This window comes from Bacillota bacterium, assembly GCA_023511455.1.
Taxonomy (GTDB): domain Bacteria; phylum Armatimonadota; class HRBIN16; order HRBIN16; family HRBIN16; genus HRBIN16.
This window is the reverse complement of sequence record JAIMBJ010000021.1, coordinates 1-22,462: the sequence shown is the minus strand read 5'-3', so window position 1 is coordinate 22,462 and position 22,462 is coordinate 1. Positions and strand designations below refer to the sequence as shown.

Annotated in this window: 21 protein-coding genes; all 21 read right to left on the bottom strand. The window is 58.6% G+C overall.

Features of this window, described 5'->3' with window-relative positions:
- Positions 1–17: 17 nt before the first annotated feature.
- Positions 18–668: a Uma2 family endonuclease gene (locus tag K6U75_11485; protein MCL6475661.1), complete on the bottom strand. Its 651-nt coding sequence runs from the start codon at positions 666–668 to the stop codon at positions 18–20.
- A gap of 1 nt (position 669) precedes the next feature.
- Positions 670–3,369, bottom strand: coding sequence for a hypothetical protein (locus K6U75_11480; protein ID MCL6475660.1), 2,700 nt, complete (start codon positions 3,367–3,369; stop codon positions 670–672).
- A 24-nt stretch (positions 3,370–3,393) separates the two neighbouring features.
- On the bottom strand, positions 3,394–5,259 hold the full coding sequence (locus tag K6U75_11475; GenBank protein ID MCL6475659.1) for a type II secretion system GspH family protein: 1,866 nt from the start codon (positions 5,257–5,259) through the stop codon (positions 3,394–3,396).
- A 47-nt stretch (positions 5,260–5,306) separates the two neighbouring features.
- Positions 5,307–7,139: a hypothetical protein gene (locus tag K6U75_11470; protein MCL6475658.1), complete on the bottom strand. Its 1,833-nt coding sequence runs from the start codon at positions 7,137–7,139 to the stop codon at positions 5,307–5,309.
- A gap of 141 nt (positions 7,140–7,280) precedes the next feature.
- Positions 7,281–8,069, bottom strand: coding sequence for a prepilin-type N-terminal cleavage/methylation domain-containing protein (locus K6U75_11465; protein ID MCL6475657.1), 789 nt, complete (start codon positions 8,067–8,069; stop codon positions 7,281–7,283).
- A gap of 60 nt (positions 8,070–8,129) precedes the next feature.
- Positions 8,130–8,705 carry a Uma2 family endonuclease gene (locus tag K6U75_11460; protein MCL6475656.1) on the bottom strand — a complete coding sequence of 192 codons (576 nt, stop codon included), beginning with the start codon at positions 8,703–8,705 and terminating at the stop codon, positions 8,130–8,132.
- Between the two features lie 3 nt (positions 8,706–8,708).
- A complete protein-coding gene (locus tag K6U75_11455; GenBank protein ID MCL6475655.1) occupies positions 8,709–9,734 on the bottom strand; it encodes a prepilin peptidase in 1,026 nt (341 codons plus the stop codon).
- 65 nt (positions 9,735–9,799) lie between these two features.
- Positions 9,800–11,032: a type II secretion system F family protein gene (locus K6U75_11450; GenBank protein MCL6475654.1), complete on the bottom strand. Its 1,233-nt coding sequence runs from the start codon at positions 11,030–11,032 to the stop codon at positions 9,800–9,802.
- Between the two features lie 107 nt (positions 11,033–11,139).
- On the bottom strand, positions 11,140–12,228 hold the full coding sequence (locus K6U75_11445; protein MCL6475653.1) for a type IV pilus twitching motility protein PilT: 1,089 nt from the start codon (positions 12,226–12,228) through the stop codon (positions 11,140–11,142).
- A 132-nt stretch (positions 12,229–12,360) separates the two neighbouring features.
- On the bottom strand, positions 12,361–14,133 hold the full coding sequence (gene tadA / locus K6U75_11440) for a Flp pilus assembly complex ATPase component TadA (GenBank protein ID MCL6475652.1): 1,773 nt from the start codon (positions 14,131–14,133) through the stop codon (positions 12,361–12,363).
- Positions 14,134–14,254: 121 nt separating this feature from the next.
- On the bottom strand, positions 14,255–15,130 hold the full coding sequence (locus K6U75_11435) for a shikimate dehydrogenase (GenBank protein ID MCL6475651.1): 876 nt from the start codon (positions 15,128–15,130) through the stop codon (positions 14,255–14,257).
- A complete protein-coding gene (locus K6U75_11430) occupies positions 15,127–15,708 on the bottom strand; it encodes a YqeG family HAD IIIA-type phosphatase (GenBank protein ID MCL6475650.1) in 582 nt (193 codons plus the stop codon). Before K6U75_11430 ends, K6U75_11435 begins: the two co-directional genes overlap by 4 nt.
- Positions 15,705–16,730 carry an endolytic transglycosylase MltG gene (gene mltG, locus K6U75_11425; protein MCL6475649.1) on the bottom strand — a complete coding sequence of 342 codons (1,026 nt, stop codon included), beginning with the start codon at positions 16,728–16,730 and terminating at the stop codon, positions 15,705–15,707. The genes K6U75_11430 and mltG overlap by 4 nt, the downstream gene beginning before the upstream one ends.
- Complete coding sequence (gene ruvX, locus K6U75_11420; protein ID MCL6475648.1) at positions 16,714–17,151, bottom strand: Holliday junction resolvase RuvX; 438 nt, start codon at positions 17,149–17,151, stop codon at positions 16,714–16,716. The genes mltG and ruvX overlap by 17 nt, the downstream gene beginning before the upstream one ends.
- 260 nt (positions 17,152–17,411) lie before the next feature.
- Positions 17,412–17,591 (bottom strand): hypothetical protein, encoded by a 180-nt coding sequence (locus tag K6U75_11415; GenBank protein ID MCL6475647.1) that lies wholly within the window; start codon positions 17,589–17,591, stop codon positions 17,412–17,414.
- Between the two features lie 9 nt (positions 17,592–17,600).
- Entirely contained in the window at positions 17,601–18,092 is a 492-nt protein-coding gene (locus K6U75_11410) for a hypothetical protein (protein MCL6475646.1), read from the bottom strand.
- Positions 18,093–18,143: 51 nt separating this feature from the next.
- Positions 18,144–18,746, bottom strand: coding sequence for a hypothetical protein (locus K6U75_11405; protein ID MCL6475645.1), 603 nt, complete (start codon positions 18,744–18,746; stop codon positions 18,144–18,146).
- 620 nt (positions 18,747–19,366) lie between these two features.
- Complete coding sequence (locus tag K6U75_11400; protein ID MCL6475644.1) at positions 19,367–20,008, bottom strand: hypothetical protein; 642 nt, start codon at positions 20,006–20,008, stop codon at positions 19,367–19,369.
- 243 nt (positions 20,009–20,251) lie between these two features.
- Positions 20,252–20,770, bottom strand: a complete 519-nt coding sequence (locus K6U75_11395; protein MCL6475643.1) for a hypothetical protein — start codon at positions 20,768–20,770, stop codon at positions 20,252–20,254.
- Between the two features lie 499 nt (positions 20,771–21,269).
- Positions 21,270–21,914 carry a HEAT repeat domain-containing protein gene (locus tag K6U75_11390; GenBank protein MCL6475642.1) on the bottom strand — a complete coding sequence of 215 codons (645 nt, stop codon included), beginning with the start codon at positions 21,912–21,914 and terminating at the stop codon, positions 21,270–21,272.
- A 12-nt stretch (positions 21,915–21,926) separates the two neighbouring features.
- Positions 21,927–22,462: hypothetical protein (locus K6U75_11385; protein MCL6475641.1), on the bottom strand; the 536-nt coding region annotated here is incomplete at its 5' end.

Here is a 22,462-nt window from a genome sequence, read left to right as displayed (position 1 = left end):
ATCACCCTTCTCTCGGCTCAAATCTGCTCGGGATCGATGCCCAGTTCCCGCAAGCGTTGCGCCAGCTTAGCAGCGCGTTGACGCTCTTGCTCCGCTTGCTGTTGTAACTCCAGATAGGTCATAAACCGCTGCCCGTCGGGACGGATGACGCGCAGCTCGCCGTTCTCGGTCTCAAAGCGCACTCCTAACCTCGGGCTCACCCAGCCCTGAATCTCGTCTATCACCCGCAGCCGACCGTCCTCGCCACGAATCCAGCCGGTAAAGTCGCCGGTTTCCGGGTCATACAGGTAGTACTCCTCCACACCATAGCGGTCGTAAAACTCTAGCTTCTTCGCCATCTCCAGCAGCGAGTTGCTGGGTGACAGCACTTCGAAGACCACGTGCGGCGCGATGTTCTCCTCTTCCCACTGTTTGTAAGAGGGTCTGTCACCCTTCGGGCGTCCGAAGACAATCATCACATCAGGTGCCATGCGGATATCGGGGTGCCCTTCGACGGGGTACCAGAACAGGTCACCCGCCACAAACACGTCCTCCCTGTCGCGGAACAGCGCCTCGAAGCCACCCTCGAGGGTTACTATCCAGCGAAACTGCTTCGTGTTATCTGCCATCGGCTTCCCGTCGGATTCAGGGTAGACCATTTGCTCCTTGCGCGATGCCGCAATCGCCATTTCACCTCATCTCCCCGACATAGAGTAGTCCTGGGCACACCGGCAGGCGCGGCATCGGTGGCAACCGGCGTCCATACTGATCGACGCGCACCACGCCCGCGCTGGTGAACACCGGGTCGTACTCCATGATAAGATTGTAGCCCATCGGCAGGTCGCGCGCGGGGTTACGCGGGTCGCGCAGGTGCGATGGCGGTATCGGGATACCCGAATTGCCGTACTGTGGCGGTATCCAGCCCCACTTCTTCAGCCACTCGCCCTGGTCCTGTATCGCCCACGGCAGGTTCTCTGCAATCGCTCCCCGTATCACGATGCGAATATCCAGCGGTTGAGCGTAGAACGGGTACACCGGCGAAAGCACCCCATACAGCTGCCTGCGCAGGTTCTGGTCTACCGACGACGGGCTGGAGCCGATGGGGAAGGTATCGCGCGGGTCGGTGTTGAACCACTCGCCCGGCAACACCACAAACGACCCCTCCTGCGCGTACATCAGCGCAGCAATCTCAATGTCCATGGGTACCACCGCCACCCGGCTCAGATGGTACTCGTTGGCGGGCACATTGCCCCAACCGCTGTTGACCTCAAAGGTCAGGCGGTTCTCCGCGCCGGGTGCGGTATTCAACACGTAGTCGCTACGCGGGTTGGTGGGATGGTTCGGCGGATTGGTGTTGAACGGCGACAGATTGCGCAGCAGTTCCAGCCCCAGATGCTCGTAGTTTACCCCTGAGGCGTTCACCACATAGATGGTCGGCAAGCCCAGCGCGTCCAGAACGCCTCCCGGGAAGCGATACAGGTCTTCGTCCAGAACACCGTTGCCGTTGGTATCGTTCACCGGATAGTTCACGTGCAGGAAGATGCTGGTCTGCTCGTTCTCGATGGCAGCATGGCGCACCAGAAGTTTCAGACCATGAGGCCATGTATTGCTGAAATAGGTGTTCAATGAAACCGCTGATGAGAACACAAAGGATTGCCTCTGGGTAGGCAACATCGCCCTGTGCCACGAAGGGAAGTTCAGCGGCGCGTCCTGCTCGTTCCAGCCGCCCGCTTCAGTACCCAGTTCGGGGTCGATGAAAAGCGTGGTATTGACCACAATGTTCTCTTTCGCCAGCAGGGCGATGGCGCTGGTGTTGTCGGGCAGACCGTTCGGCAGGCGCGGTTTCATCAGGTTGCCCTCGATGAAGATATTGCCACCCGACACCACAGTGAGCTGCTTGCCCTGCGGGATGATGCCGCGAATGCGGATATTCCCTTCGGCATAGATGACACCGCTGAACTGAGTGACGAACGGCAGTCCGACCGCCGCCTTGTTCAGGGAGGGGTCCAGCAGGTCTTGCGATAGCCGTCCGTCGGGCAGGTATGTACACACCATGGTCACCGCGTTGGTGTTTGCCCCATTCGGAGCGCGCCATCGCCCGCGTGTGAGCTGGATGGTAAAGCCAAAGGGGTTCAGTCGGATGATAGCGCCCGGCGGCACATAGTAGGGTCCCTGCCAGTTGCGCGAGTCTATCAACCGCAGGAACTCACTGCGCACGGTGGGACCGCCAAACAAGCCCGGCTCGCGCAGTACATCGGCACGGTTATTGATGTAAATACCCCTGCCGAAGCCGAACAAGCCGCTATTGCGCCCGCCGACCAGCGCGCCCGAGTTGCGCGTCATACTCCAGTAGCGGTTCACGTTGGTGGCCGGGTCTGTCAGGTCGATAAGGGGTGGTTCCAGTCGCGTTGCCAAGCGGGCTCCCCCATCCACGCCCACGCCGGCGCGTCCGTCGCGCACCACACCGCCATAGGTATTGAATGTGGGGCTGTTGCTGGGAAGCAGGGCATTGTTATTCACCGTCACCTGCGCGCGAGGTGCCAGAAGGATGTCTCCTGCTACCTCCACCCGGTCTCCAGCCTGGGGATTGAGGGTCAGTTCCACCTCGCCGTGCCATTTGAGGTTCCCGTTGACGCGGATAGGCGCACCACTGGTGTTACTACCCCAGATGAGTCGCACCGGTATCGGGTTTCCGTTCGCATCGTGTCCCACGATGCCTTCCGGCACACCCAGCTCCACCACCACGTTGGCGCGGTTATCGCGGTTGGTGATGAAGCGCAGGTAGTCGGTGATACCGATAGCCTTGTAAGCCACCATTTCCCGCCGCAAACCGGTCGCCGCCGCGGTCAGCATGGTCGGGTCATTCGGGTCGATGCGCCCCACCCGTCCAACAGATTCTATCTTGATGAAGCGGGAGAGCGGTCCCGACTCGGGGTCGTTCGGGTCGTACGGACGAGGATTATAGCTTACCCGTATCAGCGCGCGTCCGTTTTCGAACAACACGCGACTGTAGCCGCCGCTGGGACCAGCCGCCGGCGTGCCACACGGGTTCAACGTGGTGGATTCGGTGGGGGCGTATGGACGCAGCCACTGATAGTCCGGGTCGCGGCACTGGTCCGGAGGCAGGTTCGCCGGCACGGGACGCCAGTCGGCACCTTCTTCGCTGAAGGTCAGCTGCTGGTCGGCGTACTGGATGCCCGCCTCCGCAAAGTACTGGGCATCGGTTACTCTGCCACTGCGTGCCGCGTTCTCGAGGTTTCGCCCGATAATCGCCACGAACAGCGCGCCCATAAACATCATGACGAACATGACCACTACCGCCACGACCAGCGTTTGTCCACGCTGCGCGTGTGCAGGACACATCGCCTTCGTCCACACTGGTTTACTCATTTTTCGCACTTCCCCCTCCCGCTCTCATCGTAACAGGTTGCGCACCCGCACCTGCGTGGTCAGGGACATCAACAGTGGGTCACCCGTTGTCGGGTCATACAGTTTGATGCTGATTGCCAGCGTGTATTGCGAGCGCGTCATGTAATCCACTTTCACCACATCATTTCTGGTGTTCGACTGTATCGCGTAGGTCACGCGCAGCAGGTCGTAAGGCGTGCCGTCTGCCCGTGTGCCCGATGGCACCTGCCACAGCGACCAGAACTCCACATAACCGGTTTGCAGCGTGGGATGACCGTCGCGCGTTCCCTGATAGTTGATGCGATACTGGTTCGGACCGGGCGTTACGTTCCAGGGCACGCGGGTGTAAGGTACCAGACGCGGCTCCACGCCGGGTGGGGTCGTCTGGTCTGGTCCCCAAATCCGTTCCGAGCCGGGCACAATGGACACGGTCTGCAGCAGCCTCAGCGGACTCTGCCGGTTGTTGGATGCGGTGTTGTTGATGTCCGGCTCCGAGAGCAGCAGGTACCGTCGTCCGCTCTCATCCACCCGCGTGTTGCGGGCAAGATACTCAAACACCGGCCGCTCACCCGGTCGGAACACTGCCACTGCAGGGATAGCGAAGCTGACCGTGCCTGAGCGCGGGTCTACATCGAACGGCAAATAGGGATACGGAGCGTCCAGCGAAGTGGGGTTACGCTCCCATGAACCACTTCCCTGTATCCAGGGGTCGGGCAGGTTGGAACACACCCCCGCATCCCAGGTGCCTTCGTCATAACAGCCAGCCGACTGCATCAGCTGGTAAGCCGTGATATTGAAACGGAAGGCATCGGAAGCTCCACGCGCCACCATCAGCTGTCCGTTCACGTCCCCGGTCGTATACACGGTGCTGAAGCCGTCACGGTAGACGGTGACCACAAACGGGCTGCTCCAGCCGCCCTTCTTGGTCGTATATGCAGTGGGGATTGTGTTGGGCACTTCGTTGGCGGCGTCGTCCAGATTGGTGGGTACCGCCGGGTCATCCGTTACCAGACCGGGCAGGAACTGAATCAACGGCGTCACCTGCACAATCTCTCCCGTGCGCTGGTCGTAACGTACGTTCAGCAGGTCGATATCCTCCACCTCGGTCACCGGGCGGCTGACCTCCAGCCAGTTCTGCATGTACGACCTGCCATTCGGCGCCGTGCGGGTATCATAGAAGAACCACGGCTCGTCGATGATGGGCTGTCCGTAGTCGTCGAGCTTGAACAGTTTGGTATTCGGTACATACTGCCCATTGCCATTCCGTTCGTACAGCACAAACTGCGCACGCCACAAGATGTACGGGTTGTCTAACGCCGCCGTAGCAAGCAGTTGCTCATTGCGGTTGCTGTAAGGACGGCTGGGGTCACGTCGGGCGATGAAATAGCGCACGATGGTACGTCCCGCAAGCACCGGCACCAAAGGTGGCTTGCCGACCCGCTGACTCGGCGGGACATAGTCGCTGCCGTCCGTGGGGTCGATAATGCCAGTGCCGTTTGCGGTTGCACGTTCCGGCAACACGAAGTCGATCTTGGTATATGGCAGATAGAAGGTGACCGCATTACCTCGCTGGTCCACCAGAGTGAACTGCAGGGTGGCATCGTTCACGGGGTTGCTAGTGGTCAACGGGTTCAGCACCCGAGAGTTGTCGAACACGTAAGCGGCGTCGGCAATCTCCCGAGAGATGGTCTCCATCAGGTTGCGTGCGGTATCCTGTGCTTGCGCCACCCGCTGCACCCGTCGTGTGAAGTTGAAGCTTTGCAGCATGGGACCGAGCAGCAGTCCCAGCATCACAGCAGTAATCGCCATTACCACCAGCAGCTCCACCAGCGTGAAAGCTGACCTGAACTTCGTGTTGCCTATCTCTCTCATCGGTGACACTCCTGTTTCACCTTCGCGTTTTCTTTGTTCTATAAGTGTTATTCCATTTCGCGCGTGAGGATGGTTTCCACCTCATAGCGCTGCCAGCGGTTGTTCTCCTTCCAGATAACACGCGCCTTGAACGACGCACCTTTCACACCACGCACCACGTATCCGTACGTGTTGTAGGCATCCAGGTCCAGCGACACCGCGGTGGATTTGATGTCGCGGATATCGATGTAACACAGGGGTCGTCCCCCCACTGTTTCGGTGCGGTTGCTGATGCGTGCCAGCACGCCACGCATCACATCTTTGCCCAGTGCGCTATCTACGTAGTACACTTCCCCAAGTATCACCTGCTTGCCGGCATCGCACACGGGGAAGTAGATGCGCGTGGGTGAGCCACCATCGGGCCCGCCGCCCACGTAAAACTCGCGGTAGCTGAGTAGATTGCCGTATCGCTCGCGATACAACTCGTACGGCTTGAGAACCAGAACGCCCCAGTCGCCGTCCGCCTGATAGTAGAAACGCAGGGTATGTCCCGCCAGAGTGGGATCCACCACGTTCACGATGCCGTTGCGGTAATCCACCTGATACGAGCCGGTATCCCCCTGCCCGACGATGGGGTCAATGACCTGCCCCGTCTGCAGGTCCACCGCCACGAAGTCCGGTTGCTGGCGTAACGGGTCATTAGGCGGCAGTGTGTTCCAGTTCACACCCCTTATTAGCCCTTCATAAGTGGTCTGGTCATCCAGCTTATCGCCGCGTTTGCGCAGGAAGCGCAGGTTCAGCCTGATTTCGGCAGGCACTGTGGGAACCAGCCGGTCCTCGCGGATAATGTGCCAGTCCAGCACGGTGTAATCGATGTGCGCGGTGAGCGGCACCACGCCGCGGGCTGTACGCTCGGTGTAGTCGCGCCCACGCGGGTTGAACAGCAGAACGCCCACGTTGGCATAGGGACCGATGTTGCCGTGCAGTATCTTGAACTCGTAGGGGTCATCGGACCACGCCTGTGCCAGCGGAAGCAACCGGAACTCGCGGCTGACCAGCTCACTGCCCCCGCGCATACGCCATCCCGACTCCAGAATCGGCCTGCCATCGGGTCCGACATAACTGCGCAGTTCAATTTTCACTGGCTCGCCGGTCAGGCTCACCACGTTGGGAATGGTCTTGGAAACCGACTTCAGTTTCCAGCCGTCATTGCCGTCATAGTAGTCGTAGGAGATGGTGAAATCGCGCGGGTACGGCGTCGGATAGAACCAGATGACCACATCATCGTGCGAGCCATCGTCGCTGGCGTCGTAGTCGATGGCGTACTGATGCGGACGACGCAACGGCGGTGGAGCATCCTCTTGCGCCTGCCACCAGATGCGCACCATCGGCGAGCCGTACACATTCAGGTTACTCAGCCGCCACACCTGCGAGACCGGGTCGTATAGCGGCTGGTCCACGAACGGGCCCGCCGCCAGCACGTACACAGAGCCCTGTCCGACCATGGTAGGCACAGGGATGGGGATTCGCACCTTTTCGCCCACCACTCGCCGCCAGCGGTTGATGTCGGAGTAGTAGTAAGGGTCGATGCCAGTCGGCAACAAGGGCGGTGCGAGGTTATCGGGATGCGCCCCGACATCGATAGCCTCCCCCGTCGCGCTGCCGTCGCTGTACGGTGCCAGCGCGAGGATACCCGCAGGCAGCGCGGTCGCGCTGTTTTTCCACCGCTCGATCTCCTGCTGAGCCAGTCGGCTGGCAAACGAGCGGTTCTCCGCGGCGCGGGTCACGAAGAAACCGCCCGGAAACAGCTTCAGAATGACCAGTATGCCGATGGTCAGCACGGCTATCGCCGCCAGCACCTCAATCAGCGAAAAGGCGTATGCTCTTGAATTCTTTTTCATGTTCGCCTCCACCGCCTACCATCTGGTGGGTTATGACCGTCCCCCTGTCATGCACAACGTGAGCGCAATATCTCATCCGCTCCTTGTCATGCACGGTAACAACGTTGCGTCCACTTCAACCGAGCGCACGGCAATCCTGCCTCAGTCCAGGCACCAGAACTTGTTCTGCCCTGCATTGCTGAAGTTCGGGTCGTTGCCGGTCATCTTCTGGGCAATGATGCGCGAGTCGACCGGTTTCGCCGTACCGCTGAGCAGCAGCACGATGTCTTTGCTGCCGGCAGTAGGCCTGCCTGTCCTGTCGCAACTACGATGGTCGGACACCCAGGTCACGATAGTGTTCTCCGGCGGCAGGTTGTACTGCAGCTGGCACATGTCATCCAGAGGGCCAGCGGTATTGCTTGTCGGCATGTAAGGGCGATACAGGCTGTAGTGCTGCTCGAACACCCCACTGCCCGGGCAGGTCTGCCCCACGTCCATGCTGTCAAAGACGTAGAAGGGACGAGTTACCAGCACGCCGTTAATTTCGTTGGTACGCACGCTGGGATTGCTCGGGTCGGGCAGCATCACCTCCACCGCCCGCCAGCTCACTTTGTCGTTCACCGGATTGTTCGGGCTGCGGAAGATGTTGATGTCACGGATGTAAGCCTGATACAGGAAGCCCCCGCGGATTCTGTCCGCAGGTATGGGGTTGTTGCTGTTGTCGAACTCCACGTAGCCCAACAGCACCTCGGGATACACTCGATTGTCCTGTTTGTACAGCTTTAACGCAACCTGTATCTGGTGCAGGTTGGACATGGTGGTGGTGCGACGTGCCTGTTCGCGCACCGTTGCCGCTACGGGAAAAATGATGGCGGCGAGCACGGCGATAATCGCTATCACCGTCAGCATCTCCACCATCGTGAACGCTCTGGTGCAAATCCGGTCTCGCATAGTCGGTCACCTCGTTCCTTTCCTGTCGGTTTTGACGACGCCTCCGGGCGTATTGTTCCCCTACGCGAAGAGGCGGTCGGTATCTACTTGCAATTCTGGCAATAATTCCGAACGGACGGTATCTCCCCGCCCGTACAAGCCGATGCGCTCGGTTTTCTGTGCGCTCAAGCGCAGTACCTCTACCGTCTGCGCCTCTGGACTGACAATCCACGCCTCCCGAACGCCAGCGCGCTGGTAATCCTCTATCTTCTCCTGAACGGCTACCCTACTTTCACTGGGAGACAGCACTACCACCACCAGGTCTGGTATAACCTCCCCGGGCGGCGCATCCAGCAACGCCTGCACATCGCGCCAGCCATCCTCACGGAACAATACCACCATCACATCCGGCTGGCGCACCTTCAGCGGAGACCGAGAAACGGTTACGTCAATGGGAGCCGTAACTACCAATCCTACTGATTTTGGCACCAACTTTCGGAAAATCCCAGACAGCTCCCCAACGAGCAGCTGGTGTAGCATATTCGGCGCAGGTGACATTTGCAACACTCCGTCGACAATCTCATAACGCTGGTTCGTCTCCGGCATCCGCAGCCATTCCTCGTAGGTGATGGGTTTGGAAACTGCTTGCACTGCCATCGCCTACCCACCTCCTGTTGCCCAGCGCCAGTAGGCATCCCACAACGACAGCACATAGGGCTTGCCTATCAGCGCGATGAGTGTAGCCGCCACGATATAAGGACCGAATGGGATAGTGGTCAAACCCGGCACGAACTCCTCTTCCTCCGAGCTCGCCCCGGAAACTTTGCGCGACGAAAACAGGGAGCGCACGCCGTCATAGAGGAATATCAGCACATCCAGTGCAACCAGCAGCGCGAGGCTGTAGAGCAACATCTGCGTCAGAGGTTCAGGAGGAGTGGACGGCGCAGCCCCGGCTGCGGACGGAGCACCTGCAGGGGATTGCCGTTTCAGCGTGAAGATAACCAGCAATCCTCCCACGATAGCTCCCAGAGCCACCGCGCCCGCAAAAGCCAGCAACGCGAGTTTCAAAGGCATCAGCGTGCCAATCGCCCGCGCCAATTTCACGTCTCCAAAGCCCATAGCGTCCTTTCGAAACATCACTCGCCCCATCACAGCGATGGTCGCAAAAAGCAGTGTACATACTACCGCGCCTACCAGCGCGTAAGGCAGTTTCCACCCGCCTACGGTCATCCACGCCTGAGGGCTGTCTTCGGCAATAAGCACAGCGTTGCGGGCGATGCCCAGCGCCAGCATGAAGACGTTTAATCCATCAGGAATCAAAAAATGTTCCAGGTCTATAAAGAAAGCGGCTATCAGCGCTGCCGCAAAAAACACATAAAACAGGGTATCCCAGCTCCAGCCGTAACGCCAGTAAATGCCCCAGAATAGCAGTCCGGTCGTCAGCTCCACCCAGAAATAGCGCCAGGAGATGTGCGTGCCACAGTAGCGACATTTGCCGCGCTGCCAGAGGAAGCTGAGCAAAGGTATCAGGTCTCTGGCACGCAGCTCGGTCTTACAGCTCGGGCAGTGGGAACGTGGCTTGACGATAGATAAACCACGTGGGAGGCGGTAGATAAGCACGTTCAGGAAGCTACCTACCACCGTCCCGTAGATAAACACCACCAGCCCGATGTACCATTCCGGCATAATCCGTCGGTTCGCATCCTTCCTGTTGCCTGCAGGGGGCGATGTCTCGCTCGCCCCCTGAACGCTTATCCGCCGCCTTCGGCGCCGCCCTGTCCACCGGCAAGGCTCTGCACCGCTGTAATCAGCGGCAACAGCAACGAGATGACGATGAAGCCCACCATGCCACCCAGCAGCACGATGAGCACCGGCTCAATCGCTGAGGTAAGCGATTGCAGGGTGGACTCCACCTCCGACTCGTAGAAGTCTGCCACTTTGGACAGCATCTGGTCGAGCGCACCCGACTCCTCACCGATGGAAATCATGTGCACCACCATCGGCGGGAACATGCCGCTTTTCTCCAGTGGCGGTCCGATTCGGTCACCCTCACGGATGCGGGCGCGCGCTTCCATCACCGCCTCGGCGATAATCTCGTTCGCCACCGTACCTGCCACCGTCTCCAGAGCCTGCAGGATAGGCACGCCGGAGCTGAGCAGGGTGCTGAGTGTGCGCGAGAAGCGCGCCAGTGCGATTTTGTGGTTCAGCGGACCGAAGACGGGCAGCTTCAGCTTCAGGCGGTCATACAGCCTGCGTCCGATACGGGTGCGCACAAACATGCGGAACGCCATGACCACCAGCACCACGATAGCGATCATCACGTACCATCGGCTGGTGAGGAAGTTGCTGAAATCCATCAGCATCTGCGTCATCACCGGGAAGTCTTTGATGCCCAGGTCCCTGAACACGTCGAAGAACTTGGGCAGGATGAACGTCACCAGCCCGATAACGATCGCCAGCGCGGCAATCACCACGATGGTGGGGTAGGTCATCGCGGCGCGCACCTTACGGCGCAGGGCGACATCCGCCTCGAGGAACGCCGCCAGACGCTGCAGGCTCTCCTCCAGAACGCCACCCACTTCGCCTGCCCGTATCAAACCGATGAACAGGTTGGAGAACACGTTCGGGTACTTGCTCATCGCTTTCGAAAGCGTCTGACCGGCTTCCACTTCCGCCTGAATGTCCATGATGATGCGTCGCAGTTTGGGGCTCTGGGTCTGCTGAGCCAGTACGTCCAGACTGCGCACGATGGACACTCCTGCATCCTGCATGGTGGAGAACTGGCGGCAGAAAATCGCCAGGTCGCTGAGCTTCACGCGTCCCCAACCGCCGCCTGGTCGTTGTGCGCGCACCTGACGCACCTCGGTGACGGTAAAGCCCTGCTCCTGCAAACGCCGGCGCAGGGTTTCTGCGCTTTCCGCCTCCGAGGTGCCAGAACGCACGGTACCCGCCGCATCGCGGAAGGTGTAAGCAAAAGTTGGCATTGTTGATCCCTCCTCTGCAGCGGCGCAGGCTAAAGCCTGCGGCTACGATTCCATGTAACGGTCTATCTGAAGCGCAGGCTGAAGCCTGCGGCTACGGTTCCGCTCGTCTATCGTCCACGCGCCACGACGGTGCCCTCGGTCACTGTGGTGGGCGATATCATCTTCTTCAGCTCGTCGGGGTTCATTGCCCGCGAGAGCGCCTCTTCCAGTGTAATCCAGCCCTTCATGTACAGGTCACGCAGCGACTGGTCCATCGTCTGCATGCCCACGTTCGCGCTGGTCTGGATGACCGAGGTAATCTGGTGTGCCTTGTTTTCGCGAATCAGGTTTCGAATCGCCGGAGTGGCAATCATCACCTCTACCGCGGGCACGCGCCCCGGTTGTCCCGCGCGGGGCAGCAGTTGCTGGCAGATGACCGCCTGAATGCTGTTGGAGAGCTGGATGCGGATTTGCTCCTGCTGTCCAGGCGGGAATACGTCCACGATACGGTCAATCGTGGTGGCTGCACTGTTGGTGTGCAGGGTCGCCAGCACGAGGTGTCCGGTTTCGGCTGCGGTAATCGCCAGTGCGATGGTCTCCGGGTCGCGCATCTCTCCAACGAGAATCACGTCCGGGTCCTCGCGCAGAACCGCCCGCAGCGCATTATGGAACGACCTGGTATCCTGCCCCAGCTCACGCTGGTTGATGATGCTGAAGCGGTGCGAGTGGAGATATTCAATCGGGTCCTCGATGGTGACGATGTGCACGCTCCGCTCCATGTTAATCTGGTTAATCATCGCCGCCTGGGTGGTGGACTTTCCCGAACCGGTAGGTCCGGTGACAATAATCAATCCGCGCGGCAGGCGCGTGAGCTCTTCCAGCACCGGCGGCAGGTTCAGCTCACGAATAGTCGGGATGCGAGTGGGAATCAGTCGGAACGCCGCCGCCACTGCGCCCCGGTCGCGATACACGTTGACGCGGAAGCGTGCCATTTTGCCCAGCGAGTACGAGAAGTCCAGCTCCAGGGTGCTCTCGAACCGCTGGATTTGCTCGTCGGTCAGGATATCGTACATGAGCCGCTGGGTGTCCTGCGGCGTGGCTTTTTCATAATTGGTGGGTATCAACCTGCCGTCCACGCGGATGACAGGTGGTACGCCTGCACACAGATGCAGGTCAGACGCCCCCTTTTCGACGACGATACGCAGCAGGTCGTCGATGTGCGCATCCTCGAGACTGCGTGGACGCACCGCCGTCGCCGCGGAGGGGGCAGCGGTTTGCCCTCCGATGGTTGGTTCGATATCGAACTGCGTTGTCTGCTCCACGGAAAGTTCTGCCTCCCTTGATGGTTGTTAGTGCCCTGCGGTGAAGACCACACGCATCACTTCGTCCGGTGTGGTAACGCCTTCCAGAACCTTTAGCAAGCCATCCTCACGCAGTTCATGCATGCCGTTCGCCTTTGCCGCGTCGCGGATGTCTGCCAGCGGTGCACGCCGGACAATCAGTTCCGCGATTTCGTCGTTCACCCGCATTAGTTCAAAGATGCCGATACGTCCGCGGAACCCGGTATACCGGCACGCCTCACAGCCTCGCCCTCGCCAGAGCGTTACCATCTGGTCAGGGTGTTCCGGACGGAAGCCAAACCGCCGCAGTTCGGCGGCAGGCACCTCGTACGGTTCCTTGCAGTGCGGGCAGAGACGGCGTGCCAGACGCTGTGCCAGAACACCAATCACGGTTGCCGAGATAAGGTACGGCTCCACACCCATATCAATCATACGGATAACCGCCGACGGGGCGTCGTTGGTGTGCAGGGTGGTCAGAACGAGGTGTCCCGTCAGCGATGCCTCAATCGCGATTTCCGCCGTTTCCAGGTCGCGCATTTCACCGACCATGATGATATCGGGGTCCTGGCGCAGGAACGAGCGCAGAGCGTTCGCAAAGGTCAATCCGGCTTTGCGGTTCACCTGCACCTGGCTGATACCCGGTAGCTGGTACTCCACAGGGTCCTCGATGGTGATGATGTTCTTTTCAATCGAGTTGAGTTTGTGCAGCACCGAATACTGGGTAGTGGTCTTTCCCGAACCCGTCGGACCGGTGGAGAGCACCATACCGTTCGGCTGGATGACCAGTTCTTCCAGCTGCGCCTGAACTTCAGGCGTGAAGCCCAGTTTCTCCAGCCCGATCAGGATGCTGGTCTTGTCCAGGATACGCATGACGATTTTCTCGCCCATGCCAGAGCTGAGGTGAACGGGGATAGAAGACACACGCAGGTCGTAATCTTTGCCTTCCACGCGGATGGGGATACGTCCGTCTTGCGGGAGGCGACGCTCCGCGATGTTCATCTCCGCCATAATCTTGTAGCGGGAGATGAGTGGAGCCTGAATGTACTTGGGCAGGGTCATAATCTCGTGCAAGACACCGTCAATGCGGTAGCGGATTCGCACGCCGCGCTCCTGAGGCTCCACATGGATATCCGATGCGCGCTCTTTAACCGCCTGCTGGATAATGGTGTTGGCAATGCGCACGATAGGAGCTTCTTCTGCCACGCGCGCTGCGCTTTCCACGTCCTCTTCGTCCACATCCATGCCCACGCCAACCTGTGCGATATCCGCTTTAATCTGCGCCATCATCCCCCCGCCGACGGGCGCAGCCGCCGCGGTGGACGCTTCCGCTTCCGGCGCTTTGCCGACCACGGACTGGTAGGCGCGGTTAATCGCCTCTTCGATGGCGTCGGCTGCTGCCAGCGCAGGGCGAATGGTGCAGCGCGAAACCAGCCGCAGGTCATCAAACGCCAGCACGTTGTTCACGTCCGCCATCGCCACGGTCAACACGTTCCCATCCTTCAGGATGGGAACCACCTTGTGCTGTCGGGCAATGCGCTCGGGAACCACGTTCACCGCGCTGGGGTCGATGGTAAAGGTGTTCAGGTCGACAAAAGGAACCCCTAGTTCCTGCGCGCGCGCTTCCGCCACCTGCGCAGGTGTCGCCCACTGGTTGTCGATCAGAATCCTGCCCAGGTCGCCACCGGAGCTGCGCTGGATTTTTTGCGCCTGCTCCAGCTGCTCGCGCGTGATGTATCCCCGCTCGACCAGGTACTCGCCGAGACTCTTCCGTACGGTTGCCATTGCTCTCTCACCCCGTTTACTTGTTTGGCTCCCCACCCGTGCCGGAAACGGGTGTATCCGGTGAATGCACAGATGATTCCTGTTACATCATCATAGCATTTTATAACGAGATACACAACCTCTACACAATCTGTCCAGCAAACTCCATGCCCAGTGCTTTTCGCACCACTTGCTCCATCACATCCACAGGCGGGTACTGCCCTGTCCACAATCGAAAGGATTCCGCCCCCTGGTATACAAGCATTTTTACGCCGTTCATGATGGCACATCCTCTTTTTTGCGCCTCACGAAGCAGCCTGCTCACCGGTGGATTGTAAACCAAGTCGTACACCAGCATATCCGGATGCAATCCTTCCAGCGGGATAGGCGGCATCTCCTCCACATTGGGATAAAGCCCCAGAGGAGTGGTGTTGACCAGCACCTGCGCTTCTCGCATCACCTGCACCACCGCAGGGTCATGGTATTGCAGGGCATGGGCTTCTGCTCCCAGCTCCCACAGCATCTGAGCCGCCCGGTCGCGGTGACGGCTCACCACGGTCACCTTCGCACCGACCTGAATCAATGCGTTCGTCACTGCACGCGCTGACCCGCCAGTGCCCAGCACCACCACGCGCAGGTCGTCACCAATCAGCACGTGCTCCGATTCCAGCGACCGCAGAAAACCGATGCCATCGGTGCTCGTGCCATACAGCGTGCCATCTTCCCGTCGACACACCGTGTTGACCGCGCCAATCTGCTTTGCTACCTCGCTCAACTCGTCCATCAAAGGCGGTATCAGTTCCTTCAGAGGCACGGTAATATTCGCGCCCCGAAAAGTCATCGCGCGCAATCCCGCGATGGCTTCCTGAACGTTTTCGGGTGGGGTGAGCAGAGGGACATAAACCCAGTCCATATTCAACGCCTCGAACGCGGCGTTGTGCATTGCCGGAGAGAGGCTATGCTCCACCGGATATCCCATCACGCCCACCACTTGTGTCCGCCCCGTAATCACTCTCACGAACCGATTCCCCCTCGATTGTTTGACGTTAAAATGGTTTTGCTGGTTCCCGCATCCCGTGACAACACACCCGCCCGGCGGTACGCCCACAGTAATATTCGTTCCAGAAGGCGACTTACCTTCGTGCCGATGAACTCGCGCCGCGCCATCGGAAGCACCAGTATGGTGCGCATGCCCATGCGGTTGCCTCCCCAGACATCGGTGAACATCTGGTCGCCAATCATCACCGCCTGCTGAGGAGTCGTTCCCAGCTGCTCCAGAGCCTGCCGCAGACCATACCGGCGCGGTTTGAACGCCTTAGGCACGTAAGCAATGCCCAGATCTTTCGAAAGCACCTCCAGCCTGCGTCGCCGCCGGGTGTTGGAGACCAGACACAGACGCAAGCCTGCCTGTTTCAACGCCTCCACCCAGCACCGAATCGCTTCCGGTACATCTGTCTTCTGCCAGGGCACCAGCGTATTATCCAGGTCCAGCAGCACCGCCCGAATGCCTTGCTGCAGCAGTGCAGTCGGGTCGATGTCGGTAACGCTGGAGACCACCTCATCGGGGCACCAGCTCAGCCAGCCTCGTTTCGTCATGGTGTCGCTCTTGCTCGTTCCGCCCGCGCCCGTGCGATAGCCACCCGATGCTCGTGCAACGTGCGCGTGAAGATATGGCTGCCGTCCGGACGCGCCACGTAATACAGGTAGTCCACCTGAGCCGGGCGCAATGCCGCCTCGATACAGGCTAATCCCGGATTGGCAATCGGTCCCGGAGGCAGCCCCTTTCGCCGGTATGTATTATAATCGGAATCTACCTCCAGGTCACGATACAGCACGCGCGATTTGTGCGTGCCCAGCGCGTACAGCACAGTAGCGTCTATCTCCAGCTTCATGTCGCGTTGCAGCCGGTTGCGGATAACGGCGGAAATCAGCGGGCGGTCCTGCGACACTTTCGCCTCCCGCTCAATCATCGACGCGATGGTGAGAATCTGGTGGAAGGTGAACCCCGACTGCTCGATCTCGGCGCGGTACTTCTGGTAGACTTCGCGCTCCAGCAGGGAAATCATGTTCTGTATCGCCGCGCGTGCCCCCGTGCCCCGTGGAAGGCGGTAGGTATTTGGGAAAAGGTAGCCCTCCAGGTTCTTCGGCAACGGAAACGAGGCGGAGAAGGTATCACCTTCCTGCGTGGCAAGGCGCAGGAACTCCTCGCGGTCGGCAATGCCACGCTCCTGCATCAACGCTGCAATCTGGCGCACGGTATAGCCTTCGGGAATGGTCACCCAGCTGGTCGCCACCTGCCCCTCCGCGATGAGACGCGCAATCTGCAGGGGCGACATACTGGGACGCAGCTCGTAGGTGCCCGGCTGCAGGCGCCCGCTCCACCCCTTAACGCGCACCACCCACTCAAACGCCCACGCGCGGCGGATGATGCCCTGCCGTTGCAACTTCTGCCCAATCTGGCGGGCGTTCATGCCCGGTTCCACCTTCACCAGACGCAGAGAACCCTGCCCCACGGGCTGGAACTGCCACCACAACCAGCCAGCCGCCAGCAGCAGAGCCAGCACGCTCAGGGAGAGCAACACCCACCGCCCCGTGCGCTGTTTATCCGTTGGCTCCATCCGCTTTGTTCCTTCGCTCGCTCAGATAACGCTCCAGGATGAGGGCGGCGGCAACCGCATCCACACGGCTCCGACGCGCCTCGCGCCGGACACTGGATTCCCTCATCCGCCTGTCCGCCTCGACGGTGCTTAACCGCTCGTCGACGAGAACGATGGGAACATGCACGGCTTCGCGCAGTGCGGACACAAAGGATTGCACTTTCTCTGCCGCGCCCGCCTGCTGTCCACGCAGGGTGTAAGGCATTCCCACTACGATTTCCTGTGCCTGTTGCTCCTGTAGCAGACGCACCACCTGCGCCACATCGGTAGCTGTGCCTTGGCGTACGATCACCTGCAGTGGCTGTGCAAGGACGCCTCCCTCGTCGCTGATTGCCACCCCGATACGCCGTTCACCGATATCCAGTGCCAGCACTCGTGCCATAGATTATGCATATTTTACCGCAAGCGGTGTTTGCCCTGCCAGACGAATGGGGAGTTGGACGTGGAGGACCGTACTGCGGGGCGGCCGGACAGAGGCTCCCTCGCAGCCAGTGGGTCAAACTGGCGCTCTATGCAGAGTCATTGCGGGCTAAATCCCTTGTTGCAACCTGAACAACGCTCTCCTGCTGCGGGCTTCAGCCTCCGCGTTGACACGCGCCAGCAGAATGAAAAACAGCACGCCTTGGCGCAGGGCAGTCCGTCTCACGGCGTCTGCGCACTGCCCTGCTGATACCGCAACACCCCGAATATGTCATACAGGTTGTTGCTCACCACCTGCGCACTGCTGTTCGTAATCACCTGCGCCGTGCCTAACGGGTCAAAGTGATGCCACTCATTGTTTCGCCGCACCAGCGAGATGCCCTGCAAAAGTGCCAGAATCACCTGAGTAGTTCACCTCTCTGAAACAGACAGTATCCTCTGCGCCCATTCGCGCACCCGCTCGTGCTCCTGCGGGTCGGCTACCCGCTGTTGGGCAATCCTGTAAATCTCCGGATGCCTCAAATGGTAGAGGGAACGAAGCGCATAAACACGCACCAGCCAGTCACGGTCACGGAGACGCTCCATCGCTATCTGGCGTGCCCGCTCCGCGTGCTCCTCGTCCGCCAAGTAAAAAAAGGTTGTCAGCACTCGCACGCGGATGCCAGGATGCCAGTGTTCGGCATACCCCGACACCATCTCGAACTCTTCGGCGGATAGGGGATAGCCGCGCTCCGCCTTATGCAGCAGTGACCTTACCGTGACGAACGTCTTGGGCGGGTAGTCATGCCGCAGAGCAAAAAGGAACCACCCTACGTGCAGCTGGCGATACAGGAAAACACCCAGCAGCACCAACACACCCAACAGGGCGACCAACACCACGCGTTGTCGCACTGATTTCTGCATTGCTCTTGACACCTCACCAGCTTAACGAAGCTCTGCGAGACGCGGCTGGTTCTATTCAGCTGCGCGTGGTAATAAAACGATGTATTTCACTTTTTGTTGCGGCTTACCCAACATAGTGAACTCCTGAGGCTCAGGTAGGGATACAAAAATGTAAGTCATGTTGGATTCCCTTTCAGACAGTTCCAACTGTTTAGCATCGTCCGAGAAAACCTTCGGATAGACTTGAAAGCTAAAACGCAGTCGCTCCTGACGAGGATCTGGAAAAACCACCAGCACAAAATAGGGCGGCTGACGAGAACGGAGCGTCCCGAAGGTCCGTGGAGTTCTGGCGTCATATAGATACACGCGCTCTTTGAAATACTTTTGCCGGTAAAACTGGTAAACCTCGTCCAAAGACAACATTGTGACAGCGTGTAGGAAGCTGTTCCAGACCTCGCCGTCGTAAGAGAGCTCAACAGCCAAGGTTTGCGTTTTTGGCGGCAAATACAAAGGTACCCGCAACTGAATGGGACCCACACGGCTGATTTTTTGCACCCGTGAGTCGTCAATATTTGCCACACTCAGGTGCCGAGACGGTCGTTGCAGCCCAAAATAGGTCACAAGCACACTCCCGAGCATAACGGCGAGTAGCAGCAGCGCTGTGCGTCTGTTCAACGCTCTCACCTCCACACCCAGTGATCGGCATCGTCCGGCGTCGCCTCCCTAGTGCAGTAGGTGTTGCACAGTTTCGTTGAACCGCCCGGAGGACAAATCGCTGCGCAGCAATCCATGCACTGCGTTCTAGGAACCGATTTACATGGTGTCGTACAGTCCTCAAAAGGCTTCCGCGAACTGATGTCTGCACAAATGGCTTCACAGCCCACTTTTAGTGTCTGCTCGCACAGCTTCGACGCAATCACACCGCCTCGGCAAAACGCTGCAAAAGACTTGCAAATGGCAAGGCAGCCACCGTGAACAGGGTCTCTTGGTTTCTTGGGCGGACACTTCGGGTTCCCAGAGCAACCCGGTCCAATGCAAAGTTTGCTAGGAATAATAACCCAACATCCACCTAGGCTGAGGAGAATGCTTTCGTCGCTAAGGCGTTCCCGCTTCCACCTCCACGGCGTCTGCGCGCTGCCCTGCTGGTAGCGCAATACCCCGAAGACGTCATACACGTTGTGGCTCACCACCTGTGCGCTCCCGTTCGTAATCACACCCGCCGTACCCGAAGTGTCTCTCGTACCTTGCAAGCGTCCGCACCATACCGTACAGGGCATACGAGTTGTTCTTGGCGACTATTCGCTATGGGCAGCAATCTTTTGTAGCGCCCCTGGTATGCTTCTGCATTCCTGTATCGAGAAATCACTGGGGATCGTCAGCCATTTTTGGGCTGCTCCCGATGTAACCCGATATGCCTCCTGCACAAAATATGCTTGGGAACCGGTTTCAGCGCGGCGAAGCACGATATCGTTGCTCCCAATCCTTGCAACCCATTCTGTCCGCTGGGAACGTACTCCTTCCTCTTCCAGCTGCTGGTGTACAACACGGCAGCGATAGCCAAGATGGTAAACGTAGCCTGTTACCTTAGAAGAGACAACACGAGCCTTTGAGTCTCGCTGCACCCCTGTAAGGGAGAGAAACAAATCGGAAATCTTGGCACCCGAGATACGGATCGCCATCCGACGTTTGTTGTCCAGGAGGAAAAGACCGTCGACCGTGGAGAGGATGGAGACATTATCCAGGTCTGCGCACACTATGCCGCACGAGGACTGTATCAGCGTCATTATCCTCGTCTCAGGTGGATACTGGTCGTGTTTCACAAAGGTCATCGTACTGAACACGAGAATGTGATCGGTGTGGCGAGGGGACTGTCCTGCGAACCCGGCGATTGGGCTCGCCAGTGTAAAACCCAGAGCAAGCAGGTGTACAGTCTTCATTCCTGTGCCTCCTTTTGAAATCGTCTGAGAAGGTGTGTGAAAAAAAACACCTCAAGTGCCCCGGCGACTGAAGTCGCGGGCAACACAGGGACAACAACTGCTATGGCAGGTTTTCAGCCTCCGCAGGAGGCTTCGTTTTGGGTTGCCCGCAACTTCCAGTTGCCGTAAGAGTCGCATTGGACGAACACCCCCAAATACACTGAGCATCCTCCACAATTGCTGTCGCTGCCAAAGCGACCTCTATCAACGGTTGCATAGGTGATACCAAGCACCGTAGCGAGCAACAATACGGTGAAAGTACATGCCCGCGAGCCCCCAGTAAATAGCTGCCGATAACAACCAGAGAAGCGTGATGTCGACATAGCCCACAGATTTCCCCTGTTGAAGACGCTTGTCGGTGATTACTTGCAGGACTAAAAACGTTGCGACAGAGAAGAGCCCAAAGTCGAAGGGAGCGGCGGGTACATCGTGCAAAGAACGAAACAGAGCACTACGATCGCCCGTTTGGTTCCACATGCAGTAGGCTGCCGCAGATACAAACGCGCGCAGTCTATCTCTTCCGTACCAGGAACAGGTCAGTCCCGTGACCAACCATAGGGCTGTAAAAAGGTATGGAAGGAGCGTTTGTGGCCGAATGTAGTCAGCCACTTGGTGACGCCCCGTTCCCAAAATGGTTCTTGCGTGTCCATAAGCCAAGAGACTAAAGTGCAAGAACAGAGGCGGAAGAATGACCGCGAATGCGAATATGTACGCTTCCGTCATTTAACGCTGCCTCCTTGTCTGGAATCTGACGTGCTGTTGCGTACACACATGTCGAAACAGCTCATACAGAAGCTCATCCTCGCAGAATATCGGTTTCCGCAGGTATCGTCTCGACTACACACTGTACCAGCTGTGAAACAAAAAACCTTCAACAAGGGGCCGGGCAAAAACAAGCAGACGACCCTAGCAGTATCGCAAAAACCGGCTTGTCTCCCTTCACACTCATCCCGCTCTCTGGCGGCATCTTGATAACAGCCTTTGACGAACTGGTCACACATGGAACGTGGGTAAGGGCCTCCTTCACCAAACGGGCAGTCCTTGCGTAGGTTGTAGCTACCGCTAAACAGCGGTATCAGCATCCGCTGCGGTAAGTACAATTGCCCCGTTATCACTAACAGCCCATCCTCCCCCGGCTGTATCCATCGCCACCTCCACAGCGTCTGCATACTGCCCTAATCATAGCGCAACACACAGAAACCGTCACTTCATAGACCGCCGATTAGCCTTTTGCTTGTAGGTGCCGCCTTGCCAAGGAACGCAAGTCTTTGGGTATCTCTGGGTCGTTTTGAAGTTCCCTTAGAAGGTCACGATACTCCTCCATGCCAGCATACATGAGAGCCTGCGCCAGCGCCCATCGAAGTTCCCAATGGGTGGCTGCACGAAAACATCTCATCTGCTTGCGAAGCCACACCGTGTCGCCTAATTCACCCAGCGCACGCAAGCTCGACTCACGCACCTCCAGAGGCGCCTTTGGGCTATTGGCTAAATACCTCAACACGCGGACGGTATCAGGATGACGCTGGTTGGCTAAAGCAGCTACCGCCATCACCTTTGAGGGTGTTGTTTCGTCCGGATGCCGAAGAATAGCGGTCAATTTCGGTATGCTTGCGATAGCACGAACGCGCCCCAGCGCCAAGATAGCCATGCCGCGCACCTTCGGCGATGGGTCATCTAACAAAGCGACCACTTGCTCAGCGACTTCGCGGGAGGTCCGCAGGTTCTCAACAAACTCGAACTCATCGTCCCAAAGAAGCATCACCAGTGCACGAAACCGCATCATGTCATCGGGGTGGCGAATCATCTGAATCCACGCTGCTTCACCAATGCTACCAACATCTTCAGTATTTAAAGATACCTCTCCCATTGTGAACACCCCCTACTTGCCCCAGCAGAGTTGAAGGTACAGGGTTTTGCAAACCTCAGCCGCCGGTTTCTGCCCGTGACGCAATAGGTGTTGGCAATACGCCCAAAGCGCATCGCATGTATTGCCCCTCAAGGTTTTGCAAACCCACAGACAGAGTTTGTATTTTTCACCCTTTCGCCGTGGGAACAAACAATCGCATGCCTCACGGCAGTCCTGTTTGGTGAAAAGCGGAGTTATCTTCACTAACGTGTTGACAGCCGCAATGTGTACGGATGGTGGCGTGGCACACGTAGTCTCCATCTCTGCTGCCACCGACACGACCCTTGTAGGTCTCACAAGTCTCGTTCCTTCTTCCGAGGCTGCACCCGATAGCCACCTCCACGGCGTCTGCGCACTGCCCTGCGGATGGCGCAACACCCCGAACAGGTCATACAGGTTGTTGCTCACCACCTGCGCACTGCTGTTCGTAATCACCTGCGCCGTGCCCAACGGGTCAAAGTGATGCCACTCATTGTTTCGCTGCACCGGCGAGATGCCCTGCAAATACA